The 18,856-nt window shown below is 57.1% G+C and carries 15 protein-coding genes; 8 read left to right on the top strand and 7 right to left on the bottom strand.

What is annotated here, in order from left to right; translation table 11 throughout:
• The first annotated feature begins 19 nt into the window (after positions 1-19).
• The 4 genes from hpf to npr all read left to right on the top strand — a co-directional run bounded on the left by hpf (position 20) and on the right by npr (position 2,035).
• Positions 20-307: a ribosome hibernation promoting factor gene (gene hpf / locus HMPREF3142_RS12730; RefSeq protein ID WP_004206206.1), complete on the top strand. Its 288-nt coding sequence runs from the start codon at positions 20-22 to the stop codon at positions 305-307.
• A 70-nt stretch (positions 308-377) separates the two neighbouring features.
• Positions 378-866, top strand: coding sequence for a PTS IIA-like nitrogen regulatory protein PtsN (gene ptsN / locus HMPREF3142_RS12735; RefSeq protein ID WP_004144926.1), 489 nt, complete (start codon positions 378-380; stop codon positions 864-866).
• Between the two features lie 45 nt (positions 867-911).
• Positions 912-1,766: an RNase adapter RapZ gene (gene rapZ / locus HMPREF3142_RS12740; protein WP_002918428.1), complete on the top strand. Its 855-nt coding sequence runs from the start codon at positions 912-914 to the stop codon at positions 1,764-1,766.
• The gene (npr, locus tag HMPREF3142_RS12745) at positions 1,763-2,035 is read left to right on the top strand and encodes a PTS phosphocarrier protein NPr (RefSeq protein ID WP_002918431.1); all 273 of its coding nucleotides are present in this window, start codon (positions 1,763-1,765) and stop codon (positions 2,033-2,035) included. The genes rapZ and npr overlap by 4 nt, the downstream gene beginning before the upstream one ends.
• Before the next feature lie 63 nt (positions 2,036-2,098).
• On the opposite strand, the gene mtgA is transcribed toward npr, so the two are convergent.
• From mtgA to uxuA, 4 genes are all read right to left on the bottom strand, one after another.
• Positions 2,099-2,824, bottom strand: coding sequence for a monofunctional biosynthetic peptidoglycan transglycosylase (gene mtgA, locus HMPREF3142_RS12750; protein WP_008806653.1), 726 nt, complete (start codon positions 2,822-2,824; stop codon positions 2,099-2,101).
• Positions 2,821-3,474 (bottom strand): isoprenoid biosynthesis glyoxalase ElbB, encoded by a 654-nt coding sequence (elbB, locus tag HMPREF3142_RS12755; RefSeq protein ID WP_042946704.1) that lies wholly within the window; start codon positions 3,472-3,474, stop codon positions 2,821-2,823. The genes mtgA and elbB overlap by 4 nt, the downstream gene beginning before the upstream one ends.
• A gap of 233 nt (positions 3,475-3,707) precedes the next feature.
• Complete coding sequence (arcB, locus tag HMPREF3142_RS12760; protein WP_012540466.1) at positions 3,708-6,047, bottom strand: aerobic respiration two-component sensor histidine kinase ArcB; 2,340 nt, start codon at positions 6,045-6,047, stop codon at positions 3,708-3,710.
• A 149-nt stretch (positions 6,048-6,196) separates the two neighbouring features.
• Positions 6,197-7,261, bottom strand: a complete 1,065-nt coding sequence (gene uxuA / locus HMPREF3142_RS12765; RefSeq protein ID WP_008806656.1) for a mannonate dehydratase — start codon at positions 7,259-7,261, stop codon at positions 6,197-6,199.
• 288 nt (positions 7,262-7,549) lie between these two features.
• Here uxuA and HMPREF3142_RS12770 point away from each other — a divergent pair, with 288 nt between their 5' ends.
• Together HMPREF3142_RS12770 and HMPREF3142_RS12775 are read left to right on the top strand one after the other, a co-directional pair.
• The gene (locus HMPREF3142_RS12770) at positions 7,550-8,566 is read left to right on the top strand and encodes a Zn-dependent oxidoreductase (RefSeq protein WP_012967168.1); all 1,017 of its coding nucleotides are present in this window, start codon (positions 7,550-7,552) and stop codon (positions 8,564-8,566) included.
• 86 nt (positions 8,567-8,652) lie between these two features.
• Positions 8,653-9,936: an MFS transporter gene (locus HMPREF3142_RS12775; RefSeq protein ID WP_008806658.1), complete on the top strand. Its 1,284-nt coding sequence runs from the start codon at positions 8,653-8,655 to the stop codon at positions 9,934-9,936.
• 46 nt (positions 9,937-9,982) lie between these two features.
• Here the strand turns inward: HMPREF3142_RS12775 and HMPREF3142_RS12780 are convergent, their stop codons facing one another.
• Positions 9,983-10,918 carry a tRNA modification radical SAM protein MnmL/YtqA gene (locus HMPREF3142_RS12780; protein ID WP_070612111.1) on the bottom strand — a complete coding sequence of 312 codons (936 nt, stop codon included), beginning with the start codon at positions 10,916-10,918 and terminating at the stop codon, positions 9,983-9,985.
• A 673-nt stretch (positions 10,919-11,591) separates the two neighbouring features.
• Here HMPREF3142_RS12780 and gltB point away from each other — a divergent pair.
• Positions 11,592-16,052 carry a glutamate synthase large subunit gene (gene gltB / locus HMPREF3142_RS12785; RefSeq protein WP_008806660.1) on the top strand — a complete coding sequence of 1,487 codons (4,461 nt, stop codon included), beginning with the start codon at positions 11,592-11,594 and terminating at the stop codon, positions 16,050-16,052.
• A gap of 9 nt (positions 16,053-16,061) precedes the next feature.
• Complete coding sequence (gene gltD / locus HMPREF3142_RS12790) at positions 16,062-17,480, top strand: glutamate synthase subunit GltD (RefSeq protein ID WP_008806661.1); 1,419 nt, start codon at positions 16,062-16,064, stop codon at positions 17,478-17,480.
• A gap of 55 nt (positions 17,481-17,535) precedes the next feature.
• Here gltD and HMPREF3142_RS12795 read toward each other — a convergent pair whose 3' ends face one another.
• Both HMPREF3142_RS12795 and sspB read right to left on the bottom strand, forming a co-directional pair.
• On the bottom strand, positions 17,536-18,240 hold the full coding sequence (locus HMPREF3142_RS12795; RefSeq protein ID WP_032733862.1) for an N-acetylmannosamine-6-phosphate 2-epimerase: 705 nt from the start codon (positions 18,238-18,240) through the stop codon (positions 17,536-17,538).
• Positions 18,241-18,359: 119 nt separating this feature from the next.
• Positions 18,360-18,854: a ClpXP protease specificity-enhancing factor gene (gene sspB / locus HMPREF3142_RS12800; RefSeq protein WP_008806663.1), complete on the bottom strand. Its 495-nt coding sequence runs from the start codon at positions 18,852-18,854 to the stop codon at positions 18,360-18,362.
• Positions 18,855-18,856: the final 2 nt, after the last annotated feature.

Here is an 18,856-nt window from a genome sequence, read left to right on the forward strand (position 1 = left end):
AACCGATAAGGAAGACACTATGCAGCTCAACATTACAGGACACAACGTCGAGATCACCCCCGCGATGCGCGACTTCGTCACGGCGAAGTTCAGCAAACTGGAGCAATTTTTCGACCGGATCAATCAGGTCTATATTGTGTTAAAAGTAGAGAAAGTGACGCAAATTGCGGACGCGAATCTGCATGTCAACGGTGGCGAAATCCATGCCAGTGCGGAAGGGCAGGATATGTATGCAGCTGTCGATGGTCTTATCGACAAGCTGGCAAGGCAGTTAACGAAGCACAAAGATAAACTAAAACAACACTAATTGTCCGGGCCCCCCTGCGTCCGTCGTGGTTTAACATCGGCGGCGGGCGCGGGGGCGCTCAGGTGAAATTATGATGAACAACGATTCGGCTCTACAACTGAGCAACGTCCTGAACCAGGAATGTACCCGTAGCCAGGTTCACTGCCAGAGCAAGAAGCGTGCTCTGGAAATCATTAGCGAACTGGCCGCCAAACAGTTAAGTTTGCCGCCGCAGGTGGTGTTCGAAGCGATCCTCACCCGCGAAAAAATGGGCAGTACCGGGATTGGCAATGGTATTGCCATTCCTCACGGTAAACTGGAAGAGGATACGCTGCGTGCTGTCGGCGTTTTTGTCCAGCTGGAAACCCCCATCGCCTTCGACGCGATCGACAATCAGCCTGTCGACCTGCTGTTCGCGCTGCTGGTGCCAGCCGACCAGACAAAGACTCACCTGCATACGCTCTCCCTGGTGGCCAAACGGCTGGCGGACAAAGCGATTTGCCGTCGCCTGCGCGCGGCGCAGAGCGATGAAGAGTTGTATGAGATCATCACCGAAGCAGGAAGCAGCGATGACGCATAACGGCAGTCGCACCTTATCCTTTATCGTACTGAGGAGAAACGGTACATGGTACTGATGATCGTCAGCGGCCGCTCGGGCTCGGGGAAATCCGTCGCTCTGCGAGCGCTGGAAGATATGGGCTTTTACTGCGTGGATAACCTGCCGGTCGTGCTGCTGCCCGATCTGGCGCGGTCGCTGGCTGACCGCAATATCTCTGCGGCCGTCAGCATCGACGTGCGTAACATGCCGGAATCACCGGAAATCTTTGAACAGGCGATGCAGAACCTGCCGGAATGCTTTTCTCCACAATTGCTGTTCCTTGATGCCGATCGTAATACCCTGATCCGCCGTTACAGCGATACTCGTCGCTTACACCCGCTCTCCAGCAAGAACCTGTCGCTCGAAAGCGCCATCGACGAAGAGAGCGACTTGCTGGAGCCACTGCGCTCCCGTGCGGATCTGATCGTCGATACGTCCGAAATGTCGGTGCATGAGCTGGCGGAAATGCTGCGTACTCGCTTGTTAGGCAAACGCGAGCGCGAACTGACGATGGTCTTCGAATCCTTCGGCTTCAAGCACGGTATTCCGATCGATGCTGATTACGTCTTTGACGTGCGCTTTCTGCCAAACCCGCACTGGGATCCGAAACTGCGTCCAATGACCGGTCTGGATAAACCGGTGGCCGCCTTCCTTGACCGGCACACTGAAGTGCACAACTTTATTTACCAGACCCGGAGCTATCTTGAGCTATGGTTACCGATGCTGGAGACCAACAATCGCAGCTATCTGACGGTGGCCATTGGCTGCACCGGCGGTAAACATCGTTCGGTTTATATTGCTGAACAACTGGCTGACTACTTCCGCTCCCGCGGCAAGAACGTACAGTCTCGTCATCGGACGCTGGAAAAACGTAAATCATGACCGTAAAGCAGACCGTTGAAATCACCAATAAGCTGGGCATGCACGCCCGCCCGGCGATGAAGCTGTTTGAGCTGATGCAGAATTTCGATGCCGAAGTACTGCTGCGCAACGATGAAGGCACGGAGGCGGAAGCAAACAGCGTGATTGCCCTGCTGATGCTGGACTCCGCGAAAGGGCGGCAGATAGAGGTGGAAGCCAGCGGTCCGCAGGAAGTTGAGGCGCTCGCCGCGGTGATTGCTCTTTTTAATGCCGGATTTGATGAAGACTAAGCGTCACGCTTCCCGGCGACGGCCGACTGGCGACAGTGCCAGCCCCGGCGCCGGATTCACGCGCTAATACAGCTTATGCTCGCGCATAAACCCTTCCCCGCCCAGCTGTCGCATCTGGCGTAAGATCCAAGCCTGGCGGCTGCGCACATAGCCCGAAGGCGCGTCAGCGCGATAGCGGATCGGATTTGGCAGCACCGCGGCCAGCAGAGCCGCTTCCCCCGGCGTCAGCTGGCTGGCAGGCTTATGAAAATAGCGCTGCGCGGCCGCTTCCACACCAAATATCCCATCGCCAAACTCGGCAATATTCAGGTAGACGGTCAGGATCCGCTTTTTACTCCAGACGGTTTCTATACCGACCGTCAGCCCGGCTTCCAGCCCCTTACGCAACCAGCTGCGGCCATCCCATAAAAACAGGTTTTTCGCCGTCTGCTGCGACAGCGTTGACGCGCCGCGGATGCGGGTATCATGACGCTCATTGTGCGCCAGCGCTTTTTCTATCGCCGATACGTCGAACCCCCAATGTTCCGGGAACTTTTGATCTTCGGCGGCAATCACCGCCAGCCCCATCCATGGAGAGATCTCATCCATGCCGACCCAATCAGAGTGCGCCAGATAGTGGACATCTCCGGAGAGCCAAGCGCTCACCTGCCGCTCAAGCATCACCGCCGAAAACGGCACCGGCAGCACGCTAAACAGCGCGATCCCCCCGCCCCAGAAGACGGCGGCGATCAGCAGCAGACGCAGCGCCAGTCGTTTTAGCAGCGCAAAGGGCGCAACGCGGAGCCTCATGCGCTCAGCGCCAGCACGCGGGCGACCAACTTTTCGATCCCGGTGGCGGCTTGAGCAATATTCTCTGCCAGCATATACGCCGGGGTGGTGACCACTTTGTTCTCTTCATCCACCACGATGTCGTCGACCGGGCAAGGCACGTGCTCCGCCCCCATCTCTTCGACCACATCGGCAGTATCGAGATCGGTCCCGATGGTTATGCGCAGCGGAAACGCAAAAATCTTCGGCAGCAGCGCCGGGGCAATGCACATGAAACCCAGCGGTTTGCCGGCCTGATGCATCGCCAGTGCCAGAGCCTGCAGATCGCGGTCCACCTGACATTCGCTGCCCTCGGTGGCGAAGCTGCTTAAATTTTTCGCCGCGCCGAAGCCGCCGGGGACGATCAGCGCGTCCAGCGTCTCCGCACGCGCCTGCGTCAGCGGTAAGATGTCGCCGCGGGCAATTCGCGCCGCTTCCACCAGCACATTGCGTTGCTCCGTCAGCGGTTCCCCCGTCAGATGGTTGATGACGTCGCGCTGCGGTTTATCGGGTGCAAAGCACACCGCCTGCGCGCCGTTGCGCGCGATCGCCAGCAGGGTAATCACCGCTTCATGAATTTCACTGCCGTCGTACACGCCGCAGCCGCTCAGTACCACACCAATTTTTTTCATCGCTTTCGCTCCTCCATGCAACTCGCTGAAACCAGTCAAAAATGTCGATTTACTCGCTATGCTTCACATATTTTACTGATTCATGTAACAAATTAGTTAAGCTTTGCTATCTTAATGAGCGAGCAATCCACTTCTCAGGTTGCGCCACGTAACAACATCACTCAAATAACACTGGCTCAACCACCAGTTCCCTGGTGTTGGCGCAGTATTCGCGCACCCCGGTCTGTCCGGGGTCATTTTTTCCCGGCCTTCGCCACCCACGCCTTCAGTACCGCCACGTCGTTTTGCCACTCAGATTTCATCTCTTCAACCCATTCAGCGACATTATCAGACCAGGCTGGCAGATCCGGCGTCTGGATCTGCTGCCCCAGCTGCTGGATGTGGCGCAGACCAATAGAACCCGCCGCCCCTTTGATCTTATGCCCCTCTTCGACAATCCCTTTTTGATCGCGGGCGGTGAGATTGGACTCGAGGACAGACATATAGCCCGGCATCATCTTCTCAAACACCGCGAGGCCATCGTTGATAAGCTTCGGTCCCACCAGTTCGATATATTGCTCCAGCATATCGGTATCCAGCACCGCGTCGGCTTTATGCAGATCGGCCGCCGGCGCTTCCTGCGCTTCCTCTTCCGGCGCATCCCAGAATTTCTTGATCATGGCCGTGAGCGCTGGCACCGACAACGGCTTGCTCAGCACATCGTCCATCCCGGCGTCGAGATACTCTTTCTTATTCTTCAGTACGTTGGCGGTCAGGGCCACCAGCGGCGGCAGCTCATCCGCGGCAAAGTTCTGTTTTAGCTGGCGAGAGATATCCAGCCCCGTCATATCCGGCAATTGAATATCCAGCAACACCAGGTCGTACTCGCCTGGCTCAAACATCTCCAGCGCGGCTTTCCCGGTCATGGCGACATCCACGCTGTTGCCCAGCTTTTCCAGCACCGAACGGGCCACAATGACGTTGAGCTCGATGTCTTCCACCAGCAGCACGTTAAGCGCGGGTAATGGCATGTCGTCTTCCGCCAACGTATCTTCCACTTCTTCCGCAATGGCAGGCGCATGGACGGTGAGCGTAAAGGTCGCCCCTTTACCCGGCTGGCTGGTTACGCTGATATCGCCGCCCATATTGCGCGCCAGGCGACGCGAGACGGCGAGACCAATGCCGGTTCCGGTGGCTGGTTTGCCGCCGTGGCTGTCTTTGACCTGGTAATACATGGCGAAAATTTTGTCCTGTTCCGCTTCAGGAATACCGATACCGGAGTCTTCCACTTCGAAGTGCAGGATATCGCCTTCGTCATAGCGCACGCGGACATTCACCCCGCCGCCCTGGGGGGTAAACTTCACGGCGTTGCTGATAAGGTTCCACAGGATCTGGCGCAAACGCGTACCGTCGGTGATCACTTTATGCGGTAGCGGCAGGCTCGGCTCCAGCACAAAGCGCAGGCCCTTCTGCTGGGCCTGCAGACCGGAGAGGTTTTCAAGGTCGGCAAGGAAGCTGGTGAAGTCCACCGGCTGGTTATCGAGCTGTACCTTACGGCGCTCCATTTTATCCATGTCGATAATATCATTGAAGATATTCCCCAGCGTCACCGCCGAGACATGGATGGTTTTCAGGTATTTCTCCTGCTCGCTGGTCAGTTCGGTATCCAGCAAAATACGGCTCAGCCCGACGATCCCGTTTAGCGGGGTACGCAGCTCATGGCTGATGGTCGAGATAAAGGTAGTTTTATCCCGGCTGGCGCGCTCGAGGGCGTCCTGATAGCGTTTTCGTTCGGTGATATCGCGCCCGAAGCCCATCAGGCCGCGACGCTTACCGACGCGATCGTAGTACGGGACCTTGCGGATTTCGAAGCACGCTTTGCGACCATCGGGATAGTCCAGCCACTGCTCATAGGTCAGCGATACATTGTGGCGGAACACCTTCTCGTCGGTTTCCAGCACCTTTTCCGCGGCCTCTTCGCTATAGACGTCCTGCGGTTTGAGATGGATCAGCTGTTTCTCACTTTTGCCGGTCAACAGCTCCATCGCCCGGTTACAGCCTGAAAACTCCTTATCTTCATTGCGATAGAAGACCAGGTCCGGGGAAGCATCAAGGAAAGAGCGCAGAAAGGAGGATTGCTGTTCGAGTTGGATCTGCGTCTCTTCACGCTCTTTCATCTCGATCTTCAACTGCTCGAGAGTGGTCTCGCGCTCGGCTTCCGCCTTTTCACGTTCGCCAATCTCCTGATTCAACTGCGCGATGTTATCTTTCAGCTGCACGTTCAGCTTCAGATCGCGCTCTCGCATCTCCTCCAGCTTGTCCACCAGCCGCGAAAGACGCTGGCGGGACTCTTCGAGCTGCTCCACCACCACCGAGAGAAAGTAGACCGCCCAGGGGGTGATCAGCAGACCGAAGAAGATAGAGCGGATAACGTCGATACTTTCTACCTGGCCATGCAGCACCATGGTGACCGCCATCTGTACCACAATGGCCAGCACCACCAGCGCAAGAGCCAACAGCATCGAAAAGCGGACCAGACCCAGCTTCATCATCAGGTCGACATAATACTGCGCCAGCATACGAATTTGCTTCATAGAGGATTCCTTCACGACAACTCCGCACAATAATACTCAATTCTGAGCAATGCGCTGTAAGTTGTGCAAAAAATGCGGGAAGGAGCTGATATGACGGCTGGTCGCCAAGGCGAACCAGCCGCTAAAAAGAGGCAAGGTCAGGAGAACGGTTAGCGCTTGCTTAACGCCTCCCAGAGCCCCTTCAGGTAGGTCACGCCGAGAGCGCGGTCGTACAAGCCATAGCCTGGCCGTCCGGTCTCTCCCCAGATAAAGCGGCCATGATCCGGGCGAATATAGCCGTCGAACCCGTTGTCATACAGCGCTTGCATCACCTTGTACATATCCAGGGAACCGTACTCTGACGGATGGGCGCACTCGTAAAAATCTTTATCCCGTATCAGCTTAATATTGCGGACGTGGGCAAAGTGGATCCGTTTGCGCCGGGTAAACTCTGCCAGGATGGCGTACACATCGTTATCCGGATCTTCGGCAATCGAGCCGGTGCAGAGCGTGATGCCGTTGGCGGGCGAATCGACGGCCCGGCAGATCCAGTCCAGATCGTCGCGGTTTTTGACCACCCGCGGCAGGCCAAAAATGGAGTACGGCGGATCGTCCGGATGGATCGCCATTTTCACCCCGACCTCTTCACAGACCGGGATCACCGCCCGCAGAAAATAGACCAGATTCTCCCGCAGCTTGTGGTCATCCACCGCGCTATATTTGGCAAACAGGGTCTGCACCTCCGCCAGCCTTTCTGGCTCCCAGCCCGGCAAGGCGAAGCCGTTTGAGTTCTCCAGTACCTCTTTCACTACGTCTTCCAGCCGTTTATCGATATCTTTCTTCTCAAAAGCCATCGTCAACGAACCATCCGGCAGGACGTAGTTCATATCCGTCTTCATCCAGTCAAAAACCGGCATGAAGTTATAACAGATAACTTTGACGCCGAAGCGGGCAAGGTGGCGAATGGTCTGCTGATAGTTGGCAATATAGCGGTCACGGGAAGGAAGGCCGATTTTAATGTCATCATGAATGTTGACGCTCTCTATCACCTCCATTTTCAGGCCCGCGGCATGGGCCTGGCTGACCAGACGCTCAATTTTATCGACTGGCCATACCTCACCCACCGCGACGTCATAGAGCGCGCCGACGACCCCCTCCACGCCGGGCACCTGTCGTATATGCTCTAATGAAACCTTGTCTTCCTCTGGCCCAAACCAGCGCATTGTCATCTGCATCGTTATCACCTGCTTCATAATTTGTGTTTTTACCCTACTACCATACCAGCAATCATAATCGAATTGCCCTTTCCTGTCGTGATAACGATCACATTCCTGCACCGGGCAAGCCCATCCCGGCGCATTCATATTTTTTTTCAATTTATTTCAATAGATTAATAATAGTCTGGCTTTTTCTGACGACCTCTTCCAAATGTGATCCAGAGCTATTTATGATCAAATGCATACTTGTATGGTAATAAAAACAGGCGAAATTCGTTCGCGAAACAGACAATGGAAGGAACAGAAATGAGAAGCGTCATCGTCAAAGAGCCAGGCCAACTGAACATTGCATCACGTCCGGTTCCCGTTCCGGGCAGCCATGAAGTACGGGTGAAAATCGCCTTTGCCGGGATCTGCGGTTCCGATGTACACATCTATCAGGGCCACAACCCCTTCGCGAAATATCCCCGCGTTATTGGTCATGAATTCTTCGGCATTGTCGATGCCGTCGGCGAGCAGGTCTCTCCGGCGCGTATTGGCGAACGCGTCGCGGTCGATCCGGTGGTCAGCTGCGGCCATTGTTATCCCTGCTCGGTTGGTCGGCCGAATGTTTGCGCGCAGCTCCAGGTCATCGGGGTGCACCGCGATGGGGGATTCAGCGACTATGCCTGCGTGCCGGCCAAAAATGCCTGGCGCATTCCGGAGGCTATCAGCGATCGTCAGGCGACAATGGTTGAGCCTTTTACTATTGCGGCAAATATTACCGCCCAGCTGCAGCCCACGCCGCAGGATATCGCCCTGGTTTACGGCGCTGGCCCAATGGGCCTGACGGTGATCCAGGCGCTGAAGGGGGTGTATGGCGTTAAGCAGGTGATCGTCGTGGACCGCATTGCCGAACGTCTACAGATGGCACGGGACAACGGCGCCGATCTGACGCTAGATAACACCCATCAGCCGCTGGCGGATCAGCTGGCGCAGCGGCAGATAGCCCCCACGCTGGTCATTGATGCCGCCTGCCACCCAGCCATTCTGCAGGAGGCAATCCTCCTCGCCTCCCCTGCAGCCCGCATCGGCATACTCGGTTTCTCCGGCGAGGCGTCCACGCTGACCCAGCAAAGCATCACCAGTAAAGAGATCTCCATTTTCTCCTCGCGGCTGAACAGCGGGCGCTTTCCGCTGGTCATCGACTGGATGGAAAAAGGCCTTATCCATCCTGAGGCGTTAATCACCCACTGTATGCCGCTGGAGCAGGTGAAAGAAGCCATGGAGATTTTCGCCAACGATCGGAAGACCTGCTGCAAAGTGCTGCTGCAATTAGGCTAAGCCGACATTATTTTTAAATAACGGCCGACGGATATCTGTAGATCCGCCGCGCCTGATATAAATCATATAATGAGCATGGTGTTATCATGGGAAAAAATATTCGCTGGATTATCGTCCTGTTATTATTTTTAGTGTATATGATAAATTATCTGGACCGGGTGGCGTTATCCATTACGGTGCCGATGATTGAAAAGGACCTTGCACTTAACGCTGAACAATTTGGTATGATTTTCGGCAGCTTTTTCTTCGGCTACGCGGTCTTTAATTTTATTGGCGGCCTCGCCGTCGATAAATTTGGCGCCACATTGGTGATGGGCCTGGCGGTTGGGTTATGGTCGCTGTTTTGCGGCTTAACCGCGGTTGCCACCGGCTTTTATTCCATGCTGGTGCTCCGCGTGCTCTTCGGGATGGCAGAGGGCCCGATTTGCGCCTCAGCGAACAAGATGATTAACGGCTGGTTTCCTAAAAAGCAAGCAGCAACCGCAGTGGGGTTCCTCAGCGCCGGCTCTCCGCTGGGCGGCGCGGTCGCCGGACCTATCGTCGGTTATCTGGCCCTGGCTTTCGGCTGGCGTCCCGCGTTTATGATTATTTTCGCCATCGGTATTGTGTGGATGGTCGTGTGGTTTTTTATTGCCGCCAACTCGCCTGACAAACATAAGCATGTCAGTCAGGAAGAGCTCATGCTCATTAATAAAATGAAGCAAGAGGAGGACGCCCTGGAAACCGTAGAAAATCAAACGGCCCACTCACTGGGTTATTATCTCAAGCAGCCTATTATTCTGGTGACGGCATTTGCCTTCTTCTGCTACAACTATATTCTGTTTTTCTTTCTCAGCTGGTTTCCGTCCTATCTGGTCCAGCAGCACCATCTGGATATTAAACAGATGAGTCTCACCACCATGATCCCGTGGATCGTCGGTTTTGTCGGTCTGGCGCTGGGGGGTTATATATCCGATAAAATATTTAACCTTACCGGAAGGCTGCTGCTGTCGCGCAAAATCGTGCTGGTGGTATGCCTGCTAATGGCCGCGCTCTGCGTGGGGCTCGCCGGTACCGTTAGCAGCGTCGTTCCTGCCGTTCTGCTGATGTCGGTCTCCATCTTTTTCCTCTATGTGACCGGGGCGATCTACTGGGCGATTATTCAGGACGTGGTGCATAAATCCCGCGTCGGCGGCGCCAGCGGCTTTATCCATCTTATCGGCAGCGTCTCCGGCATCGTGGGGCCGATTGTCACGGGCTATATCGTGCAGTCCACCGGCAAATTCGACAGCGCCTTTATTCTCGCCGGCACTATCGCCGCGCTTGGCGCCGTGCTGGTGCTGCTGGTGATTAAAACCCCGCGGATGACGATGAAAGCCAGTCAGGCATAAATGGCTGAAGAGCGATGTCCGGCCTTGGCCCGGACATCGTCTGCTTCTACTTCTCCGTCAGGGGCACAGCCCAGCTGCGGCCTAGCGCCGAGCCCTGAGCGCCCTGCTCATTCAGATAGCGATCCAGTTCAACCATTCCGGTCCAGCGATTTTCGCACCACAGCGGCGCCAATAGCGTGGGTCGACGGGCGCTGGCCGATATCCGGTGATAGATCACCTCCGGCGGCGTATGGCGAATCATCTCCCCGGCGGTCACGGTATACGCCTCCAGCTCAATGCCATTGAGACGCCCGGCCTGCCACGCTTTGGCCATAATACTGCCTTTGACAATGTGCAGCGGGTGCAGCTTGATGCCGTCCACGCCGGTCGCCACCACCCGCTCCAGCGTCTCCAGGCAATGGCCCTGGGTCTCTCCGGGCAGGCCGACGATCAGATGTGCGCAGACCTTCAGCCCTCGCGCTCGCGCCAGACGCGCAGTACGCTGGTAGCAAGCGAAATCATGCCCACGGTTAATCCGATGCAGGGTTTTATCGTGCGCGGTTTGCAGTCCCAGCTCCAGCCATACCTCATATCCTTGCTCATGATATTCACTCAGCAGATCGAGGACCGCCTCCGGCACGCAGTCCGGGCGGGTGCCGACGCAGAGGCCGACAATATTCGCCTGGCTGATGGCCTGACGATACATCGAGCGGAGCACCTGCACTTCAGCGAAGGTGCTGGTATAGGCCTGGAAATAGGCCAGATAGCGCTTTGCCCGGTTGACGAGCTGCGCCTGATGAGCGAGCTGTTCGGCGATGGAGCGATGCTGCTGCGCCTCATCGGCAAAGGAAGCCACATTACAGAAAGTGCAACCGCCGCGGCCCAGCGTGCCGTCGCGGTTCGGGCAGCTAAAACCGCCGTGCAGCGTCAGCTTATGGACCTTTTCGCCATAGCGGCGCATAAGATCCCCACCAAACATATTGACTAATTTCTGTAACTGCATAATCTGATAGACCGGCCTCAACAAAGGGGGCCAAGCCTGCCACTTTTTGTCACCGACGGCGATGACCTGGATCAATCGTCAGCGCGGCGGCCACCCTCATTGCATAAACAATCATGATTACTGCAATTTCATTCACCGCTGCGGTGATGAGTTTTCCTTATATTTCACCTGCGGATAGCCCTAATCTTCTTCACGGTAAAAAACAGTATTAATATCCATTGAGAAAATATTTGGCAGTCAAATATGCTAATGATGACATGCATTTCAGCGCATAACGGTAATGCAAAGCCGCGTGCACAGTGAGACAGATCACACTAGCCTGACCTTCCTGAGGCGTACCCAGAGCACGAAAAATGGCACTATTTATTTTTAAAACAACAAGTTAACACCTGTATAGCACATTTTTGTATTAATAAGATTGCCATTTGACGTAAGTGTGGATTCCCGATAAGTTGGGAATCCGCTGGAAGCTTTCTGGATGAGCACTCTGCTCATCATATTTATGCAGTAATTGAGATTCCCTCTTAACAGCAAGTCCTCAAACTTGTGTACCGATGCGAAAAGGATTTAAAGAGGGCGAATGCGAGGTGCAAACCCCGTCGCCATGCTCTTTCTGTGCCTGTGCGCAATCGGTATCGGAGGGTGTCCGCAGAGCCTGGGGAGGTTCACTGATATGTTGTACGACAAATCCCTTGAGAGGGATAACTGTGGTTTCGGCCTGATCGCCCACATAGAAGGCGAACCTAGCCACAAGGTAGTGCGAACCGCGATACACGCACTGGCCCGCATGCAGCACCGTGGCGCAATCCTTGCCGATGGTAAAACCGGCGACGGTTGCGGTCTGCTGCTGCAAAAACCCGATCGTTTCTTCCGCATCGTTGCTGAAGAGCGCGGCTGGCGTTTAGCCAAAAACTACGCCGTTGGGATGCTGTTCCTGAATAAAGATCCTGAGCTGGCTAAAGCGGCGCGCCGCATCGTTGAAGAAGAACTTCAGCTTGAGACCCTGTCGATTGTCGGCTGGCGCGATGTGCCGACCAACGAAGGCGTCCTCGGTGAAATCGCCCTCTCCTCGCTGCCCCGTATTGAGCAAATCTTTGTGAACGCCCCGGCTGGCTGGCGCCCGCGCGATATGGAGCGCCGTCTGTTTATTGCGCGTCGTCGCATTGAAAAACGCCTGCAGGAAGACAAAGATTTCTACGTTTGTAGCCTGTCCAACCTGGTCAACATCTATAAAGGTCTGTGTATGCCGGCGGATTTGCCGCGCTTCTACCTGGACCTCGCGGACCTGCGCCTGGAGTCGGCTATCTGCCTGTTCCACCAGCGCTTCTCCACCAACACCGTGCCGCGCTGGCCGCTGGCGCAGCCGTTCCGTTACCTGGCGCACAACGGTGAAATCAACACTATCACCGGCAACCGCCAGTGGGCCCGCGCCCGTACCTATAAGTTCCAGACCCCGCTGATCCCGGATCTGCACGACGCCGCGCCGTTCGTTAACGAAACCGGCTCTGACTCCAGTTCAATGGACAACATGCTGGAGCTGCTGCTGGCCGGCGGGATGGATATCGTGCGCGCCATGCGCCTGCTGGTGCCGCCAGCCTGGCAGAACAACCCGGATATGGATCCGGAGCTGCGTTCGTTCTTCGACTTTAACTCTATGCACATGGAGCCGTGGGACGGCCCGGCGGGCATCGTCATGTCCGATGGCCGCTACGCTGCCTGTAACCTCGATCGTAATGGCCTGCGCCCGGCGCGCTACGTCATTACCAAAGATAAGCTCATCACCTGCGCCTCTGAAGTCGGTATCTGGGACTACCAGCCGGACGAAGTGGTCGAGAAAGGCCGCGTGGGCCCGGGCGAGCTGATGGTTATCGATACCCGCGCCGGACGCATTCTGCACTCGGCGGAAACCGATGACGATCTGAAGAGCCGCCACCCGTACAAAGAGTGGATGGAGAAAAACGTTCGTCGCCTGGTGCCGTTCGAAGATCTGCCGGAAGAAGAAGTCGGCAGCCGCCAACTGGATGACGACACGCTCGCCAGCTACCAGAAACAGTTTAACTACAGCGCGGAAGAGCTGGACTCCGTCCTGCGCGTGCTCGGCGAAAATGGCCAGGAAGCAGTCGGTTCGATGGGCGATGACACGCCTTTCGCCGTGCTCTCCAGCCAGCCGCGCATTATCTACGATTACTTCCGTCAGCAGTTCGCCCAGGTGACTAACCCGCCTATCGATCCGCTGCGTGAAGCGCACGTCATGTCGCTGGCCACCAGCATCGGTCGCGAAATGAACGTCTTCTGCGAAGCGGAAGGCCAGGCCCATCGCCTGAGCTTCAAATCGCCGATCCTGCTGTACTCCGATTTCAAACAGCTGACGACGATGGAAGAAGAGCACTATCGTGCCGACGTCCTCGACATCACGTTTAACCCGGCAGAGGCCTCGCTCAGCGAGACGGTGAAAGCCCTGTGTGACAAAGCAGAGCAAATGGTGCGCGAGGGTACCGTGCTGCTGGTGCTGTCCGACCGCAACATCGCCAAAGACCGTCTGCCGGTACCGGCGCCGATGGCCGTTGGCGCGATCCAGACCCGTCTGGTCGATAAAAGTCTGCGCTGCGATGCCAACATCATCGTTGAAACCGCCAGCGCCCGCGATCCGCATCACTTTGCGGTCCTGCTCGGCTTCGGCGCGACCGCTATCTATCCGTACCTCGCCTATGAAACGCTGGCGAAGCTGGTCGACAGCAAAGCTATCGATAAAGCCTACCGTGCGGTGATGCTGAACTATCGCAACGGTATCAACAAAGGTCTGTACAAAATCATGTCGAAGATGGGGATCTCCACCATCGCGTCCTACCGCTGCTCGAAGCTGTTCGAAGCCGTCGGTCTGCATCGCGAGGTTTCCGATCTCTGCTTCCAGGGCGTGGTCAGCCGCATCGGCGGCGCCGGCTTCGACGATTTCCAGCAGGATCTGCTGAATCTGTCGAAACGCGCCTGGCTGGCACGTAAGCCACTGGCTCAGGGCGGCCTGCTGAAGTTCGTGCACGGCGGTGAATATCACGCCTACAACCCGGACGTGGTTCAGACCCTGCAGAAGGCCGTGCAGAGCGGCGAATACAGCGACTATCAACAATACGCGAAACTGGTTAACGAACGTCCGGCGGCCACGCTGCGCGATCTGCTGGCGCTCAATCCAGGCGAAGACGCTATCAGTATCGACGACGTAGAACCGGCGAAAGAGCTGTTTAAACGCTTCGATACCGCGGCGATGTCGATCGGCGCGCTGAGCCCGGAAGCACACGAATCGCTGGCGGAAGCGATGAACAGCATCGGCGGTTTCTCTAACTCCGGTGAAGGCGGTGAAGACCCGGCGCGCTACGGCACCAATAAAGTGTCGCGCATCAAGCAGGTCGCGTCCGGCCGCTTCGGCGTCACGCCAGCCTATCTGGTCAATGCCGACGTCATCCAGATCAAAGTCGCCCAGGGGGCGAAACCGGGTGAAGGCGGTCAGTTGCCGGGTGATAAAGTCACCCCGTATATCGCCAAACTGCGCTATTCCGTACCGGGCGTGACGCTGATTTCCCCGCCGCCGCACCACGATATCTACTCTATCGAGGATTTGGCGCAGCTGATTTTCGACCTCAAGCAGGTCAACCCGAAAGCGATGATTTCGGTCAAACTGGTTTCTGAACCGGGCGTTGGCACCATCGCCACCGGCGTGGCCAAAGCCTATGCCGATCTGATCACCATCGCCGGCTACGACGGCGGTACCGGGGCGAGCCCGCTCTCATCGGTGAAATATGCCGGCTGTCCGTGGGAGCTTGGCCTGGTGGAAACCCAGCAGGCGCTGGTCGCTAACGGTCTGCGTCATAAGATCCGTCTGCAGGTGGACGGCGGCCTGAAAACCGGCCTCGATATCATCAAAGCGGCGATCCTTGGCGCAGAGAGCTTCGGTTTCGGTACCGGCCCGATGGTCGCGCTGGGCTGTAAATACCTGCGTATTTGCCACCTGAACAACTGTGCGACCGGCGTGGCGACTCAGGATGACAAACTGCGTAAGAACCACTATCACGGTCTGCCGTTCAAAGTGACCAACTACTTTGAATTTATCGCCCGTGAGACCCGCGAGCTGATGGCCCAGCTGGGCGTCAAGCGTCTGGTGGATCTGATTGGCCGCACCGATCTGCTCAAAGAGCTGGATGGGTTTACTGCCAAACAGCAGAAACTGGATCTGGGTAAACTGCTGGAGACCGCAGAGCCGCATCCGGGCAAAGCGCTGTACTGCACCGAGAACAACCCACCGTTCGATAACGGTGTACTCAACGCGCAGCTGCTGCAGCAGGCGAAACCGTACGTGGATGAAAAGCAGAGCAAAACGTTCTGGTTCGATATCCGCAATACCGACCGCTCCGTGGGGGCCTCGCTGTCCGGGTATATTGCCCAGACCCATGGTGACCAGGGACTCGCCGGGGATCCGATCGTCGCCCACTTTAGCGGCACCGCAGGCCAGAGCTTCGGCGTGTGGAACGCCGGTGGCGTAGAGCTGCATCTGACCGGCGATGCCAACGACTATGTCGGGAAAGGCATGGCGGGCGGTCTGCTGGCCATTCGTCCTCCGGTCGGCTCTGCGTTCCGCAGCCATGAAGCCAGCATTATCGGCAACACCTGCCTGTACGGCGCGACCGGTGGTCGTCTGTACGCCGCAGGCCGCGCAGGCGAGCGTTTCGCCGTGCGTAACTCCGGCGCCATTACCGTGGTGGAAGGCATCGGTGACAACGGCTGTGAATATATGACCGGCGGCATCGTCTGCGTGCTCGGTAAAACCGGCGTCAACTTTGGCGCAGGGATGACCGGCGGCTTTGCTTATGTCCTGGATGAAGATGGCGACTTCCGTAAACGCGTGAACCCGGAACTGGTGGAAGTGCTGGACGTTGATTCTCTGGCTATCCATGAAGAGCACCTGCGCGGTTTAATCACCGAACATGTGCAGCTTACCGGTTCGCAACGTGGCGAAGAGATCCTCGCCAACTGGCCGGCCTTCTCCGCGAAGTTTGCGCTGGTTAAACCGAAGTCCAGCGATGTTAAAGCACTGTTGGGTCACCGTAGTCGTTCCGCAGCTGAGCTGCGGGTGCAGGCGCAGTAAGGGGTTAAGATGAGTCAGAACGTTTATCAATTTATCGACCTGCAGCGCGTTGATCCGCCAAAGAAACCGCTGAAGATCCGTAAAATTGAGTTTGTGGAAATTTACGAGCCGTTTTCAGAAGGCCAGGCCAAGGCGCAGGCAGATCGCTGCCTCTCCTGCGGCAACCCGTACTGTGAATGGAAATGCCCGGTGCATAACTACATCCCGAACTGGCTGAAGCTGGCCAACGAGGGGCGTATTTTTGAGGCGGCTGAGCTGTCGCATCAGACCAACACCCTGCCAGAAGTCTGCGGGCGCGTTTGCCCGCAGGACCGCCTGTGTGAAGGCTCCTGTACGCTGAACGATGAGTTCGGCGCGGTGACCATCGGCAACATCGAACGCTATATCAATGACAAAGCATTCGAAATGGGCTGGCGTCCGGATCTCTCCGGCGTGAAGCCGACCGGTAAAACCGTCGCGATCATCGGCGCTGGCCCGGCGGGCCTCGCTTGTGCCGACGTGCTGACCCGCAACGGCGTCAAGGCGGTGGTGTTTGACCGCCATCCGGAAATCGGCGGCCTGCTGACCTTCGGTATCCCGGCGTTCAAGCTGGAAAAAGAGGTGATGACCCGCCGCCGTGAAATCTTCACCGGCATGGGCATTGAGTTCAAACTCAATACCGAAGTGGGCCGCGACGTACAGCTCGACGACCTGCTGAAAGAGTATGATGCCGTGTTCCTCGGCGTCGGGACCTATCAGTCGATGCGCGGTGGACTGGACAACGAAGACGCCCCGGGCGTCTACGACGCGCTGCCGTTCCTGATCGCTAACACCAAGCAGATCATGGGCTTTGGCGAAACAGCTGATGAGCCCTACGTCAGCATGGAAGGCAAACGCGTGGTCGTGCTCGGCGGTGGCGACACCGCGATGGACTGCGTGCGGACCTCCATTCGTCAGAATGCGGCGCACGTGATCTGTGCCTATCGTCGTGACGAAGAGAACATGCCCGGTTCAAAACGCGAAGTGAAAAACGCGCGTGAAGAAGGCGTTGAGTTCCAGTTCAACGTCCAGCCGCTGGGCGTGGAAGTGAATGCCAATGGCAAAGTGTGCGGCGTGAAGATGGCGCGCACCGAGATGGGCCAGCCGGACGCGAAAGGCCGCCGTCGCGCGGAGATCGTCGCTGGTTCTGAACACGTGGTGCCGGCTGATGCGGTGGTAATGGCCTTTGGCTTCCGTCCGCACAGCATGGAGTGGCTGGCGAAGCACAGCGTCGAGCTGGACTCTCAGGGCCGCATCATCGCGCCGGAAGGCAGCGACAACGCGTTCCAGACCAGCAACCCGAAAATCTTCGCCGGTGGCGATATCGTTCGCGGTTCCGACCTGGTGGTCACTGCGATTGCCGAAGGCCGTAAAGCGGCGGACGGGATCCTCAACTACCTTGAAGTCTGATTAGACTCTGAGCCTCAGCGCATAAAAGCCCGATGGTTAACGCCATCGGGCTTTTTTATTGCTCATTCGCCGGACAAACCGCCGCTTTCAGCGCCGTATTATACCAGCCGCAGATATGCTCTAAGCGGGTGATCGCCGAGCCGACGGTCACCGCCCACGCGCCGCAGCGCATCGCTTCAGCCGCCTGCGCAGGCGTATTGTAGCGCCCCTCTGCGACCACTCGGCAGCCCGCGGCGCTCAGGCTTTTCACCAGCGCCAGGTCCGGTTCGTCCGGTGTCTCCTCTGCGGTATAGCCGGAGAGAGTAGTGCCAACCATATCGAAGCCCAACTGCCAGCATTCCAGGGCATCGTCGAGAGAGGAACAATCTGCCATCGCGTTTTTCCCCTGGCGGTGAATTGCCGCCAACAACGATGCGACAGAGGCCGGACGCTGGCGCCGCGTGCCGTCAACCGCAATGATATCGGCCCCCGCCTGCGCCAGGGCATTCACATCCTCAAGCCACGGCGTAATACGCACCGGGCTATCATGCAGATCGCGCTTAATCAGCGCGATAACAGGCACCGTCACTAACGGACGAACGGCCTGCAGGTTGGCCAGACCTTCTATGCGCAGCGCCACCGCCCCCGCCTGTTCCGCCGCCAGCGCCATCGCCGCGACGATGGCGGGGTTATCCAGCGGGCTGCCCGGCACCGGCTGACAGGAGACAATTAACCCACCGTAATAGCGAATACGCCGATCCAGTTGTGCAAGTAAAGACATGACTGCTCCCTGAAAGATAAGTGTGGCAATAACAGTACCAGCCGCAGGGGCGCGTCGTGTGTGGCGGGGTTAACAAAGCAGGCAGGAAAAAAAACAGGCCCCGGAGGGCCTGTCAGGCGTTACTTCACAACGCGGAGCGCCGGGCGACCACCGCGCGGCGGCGGCGTGTCGTCAGGATCGTCGTCGTGATTATCCGGCTTATCGCCATCGATCACCGACATCACCGTTTCGCTTTCACTCTCAGGCGCGACGTCATCATCGTTGAGGCTGCTGACATCTTCGTCATAGGCCGCTTCCGGTTCAAACATCGTGCCGGCGCCGTTCTCACGGGCATAGATGGCGAGTACCGCAGCCAGCGGAACAGACACGTTACGCGGCACGCCGCCAAAGCGCGCGTTAAAACGCACCTCGTCATTCGCCAGCTCCAGATTGCCGACCGCACGCGGGGCAATATTGAGAACGATTTGACCGTCGCGCGCGTACTCCATCGGTACGAGCACGCCCGGCAGAGTGACATCCACCACCAGGTGCGGCGTCAGCTGGTTATCCAGCAGCCACTCATAAAACGCCCGTAACAGATACGGGCGACGCGGCGTCAGCTGTGATACATCCATTA

Source organism: Klebsiella sp. HMSC16C06, from assembly GCF_001808325.1.
Taxonomy (GTDB): Bacteria; Pseudomonadota; Gammaproteobacteria; order Enterobacterales; family Enterobacteriaceae; genus Klebsiella; species Klebsiella variicola.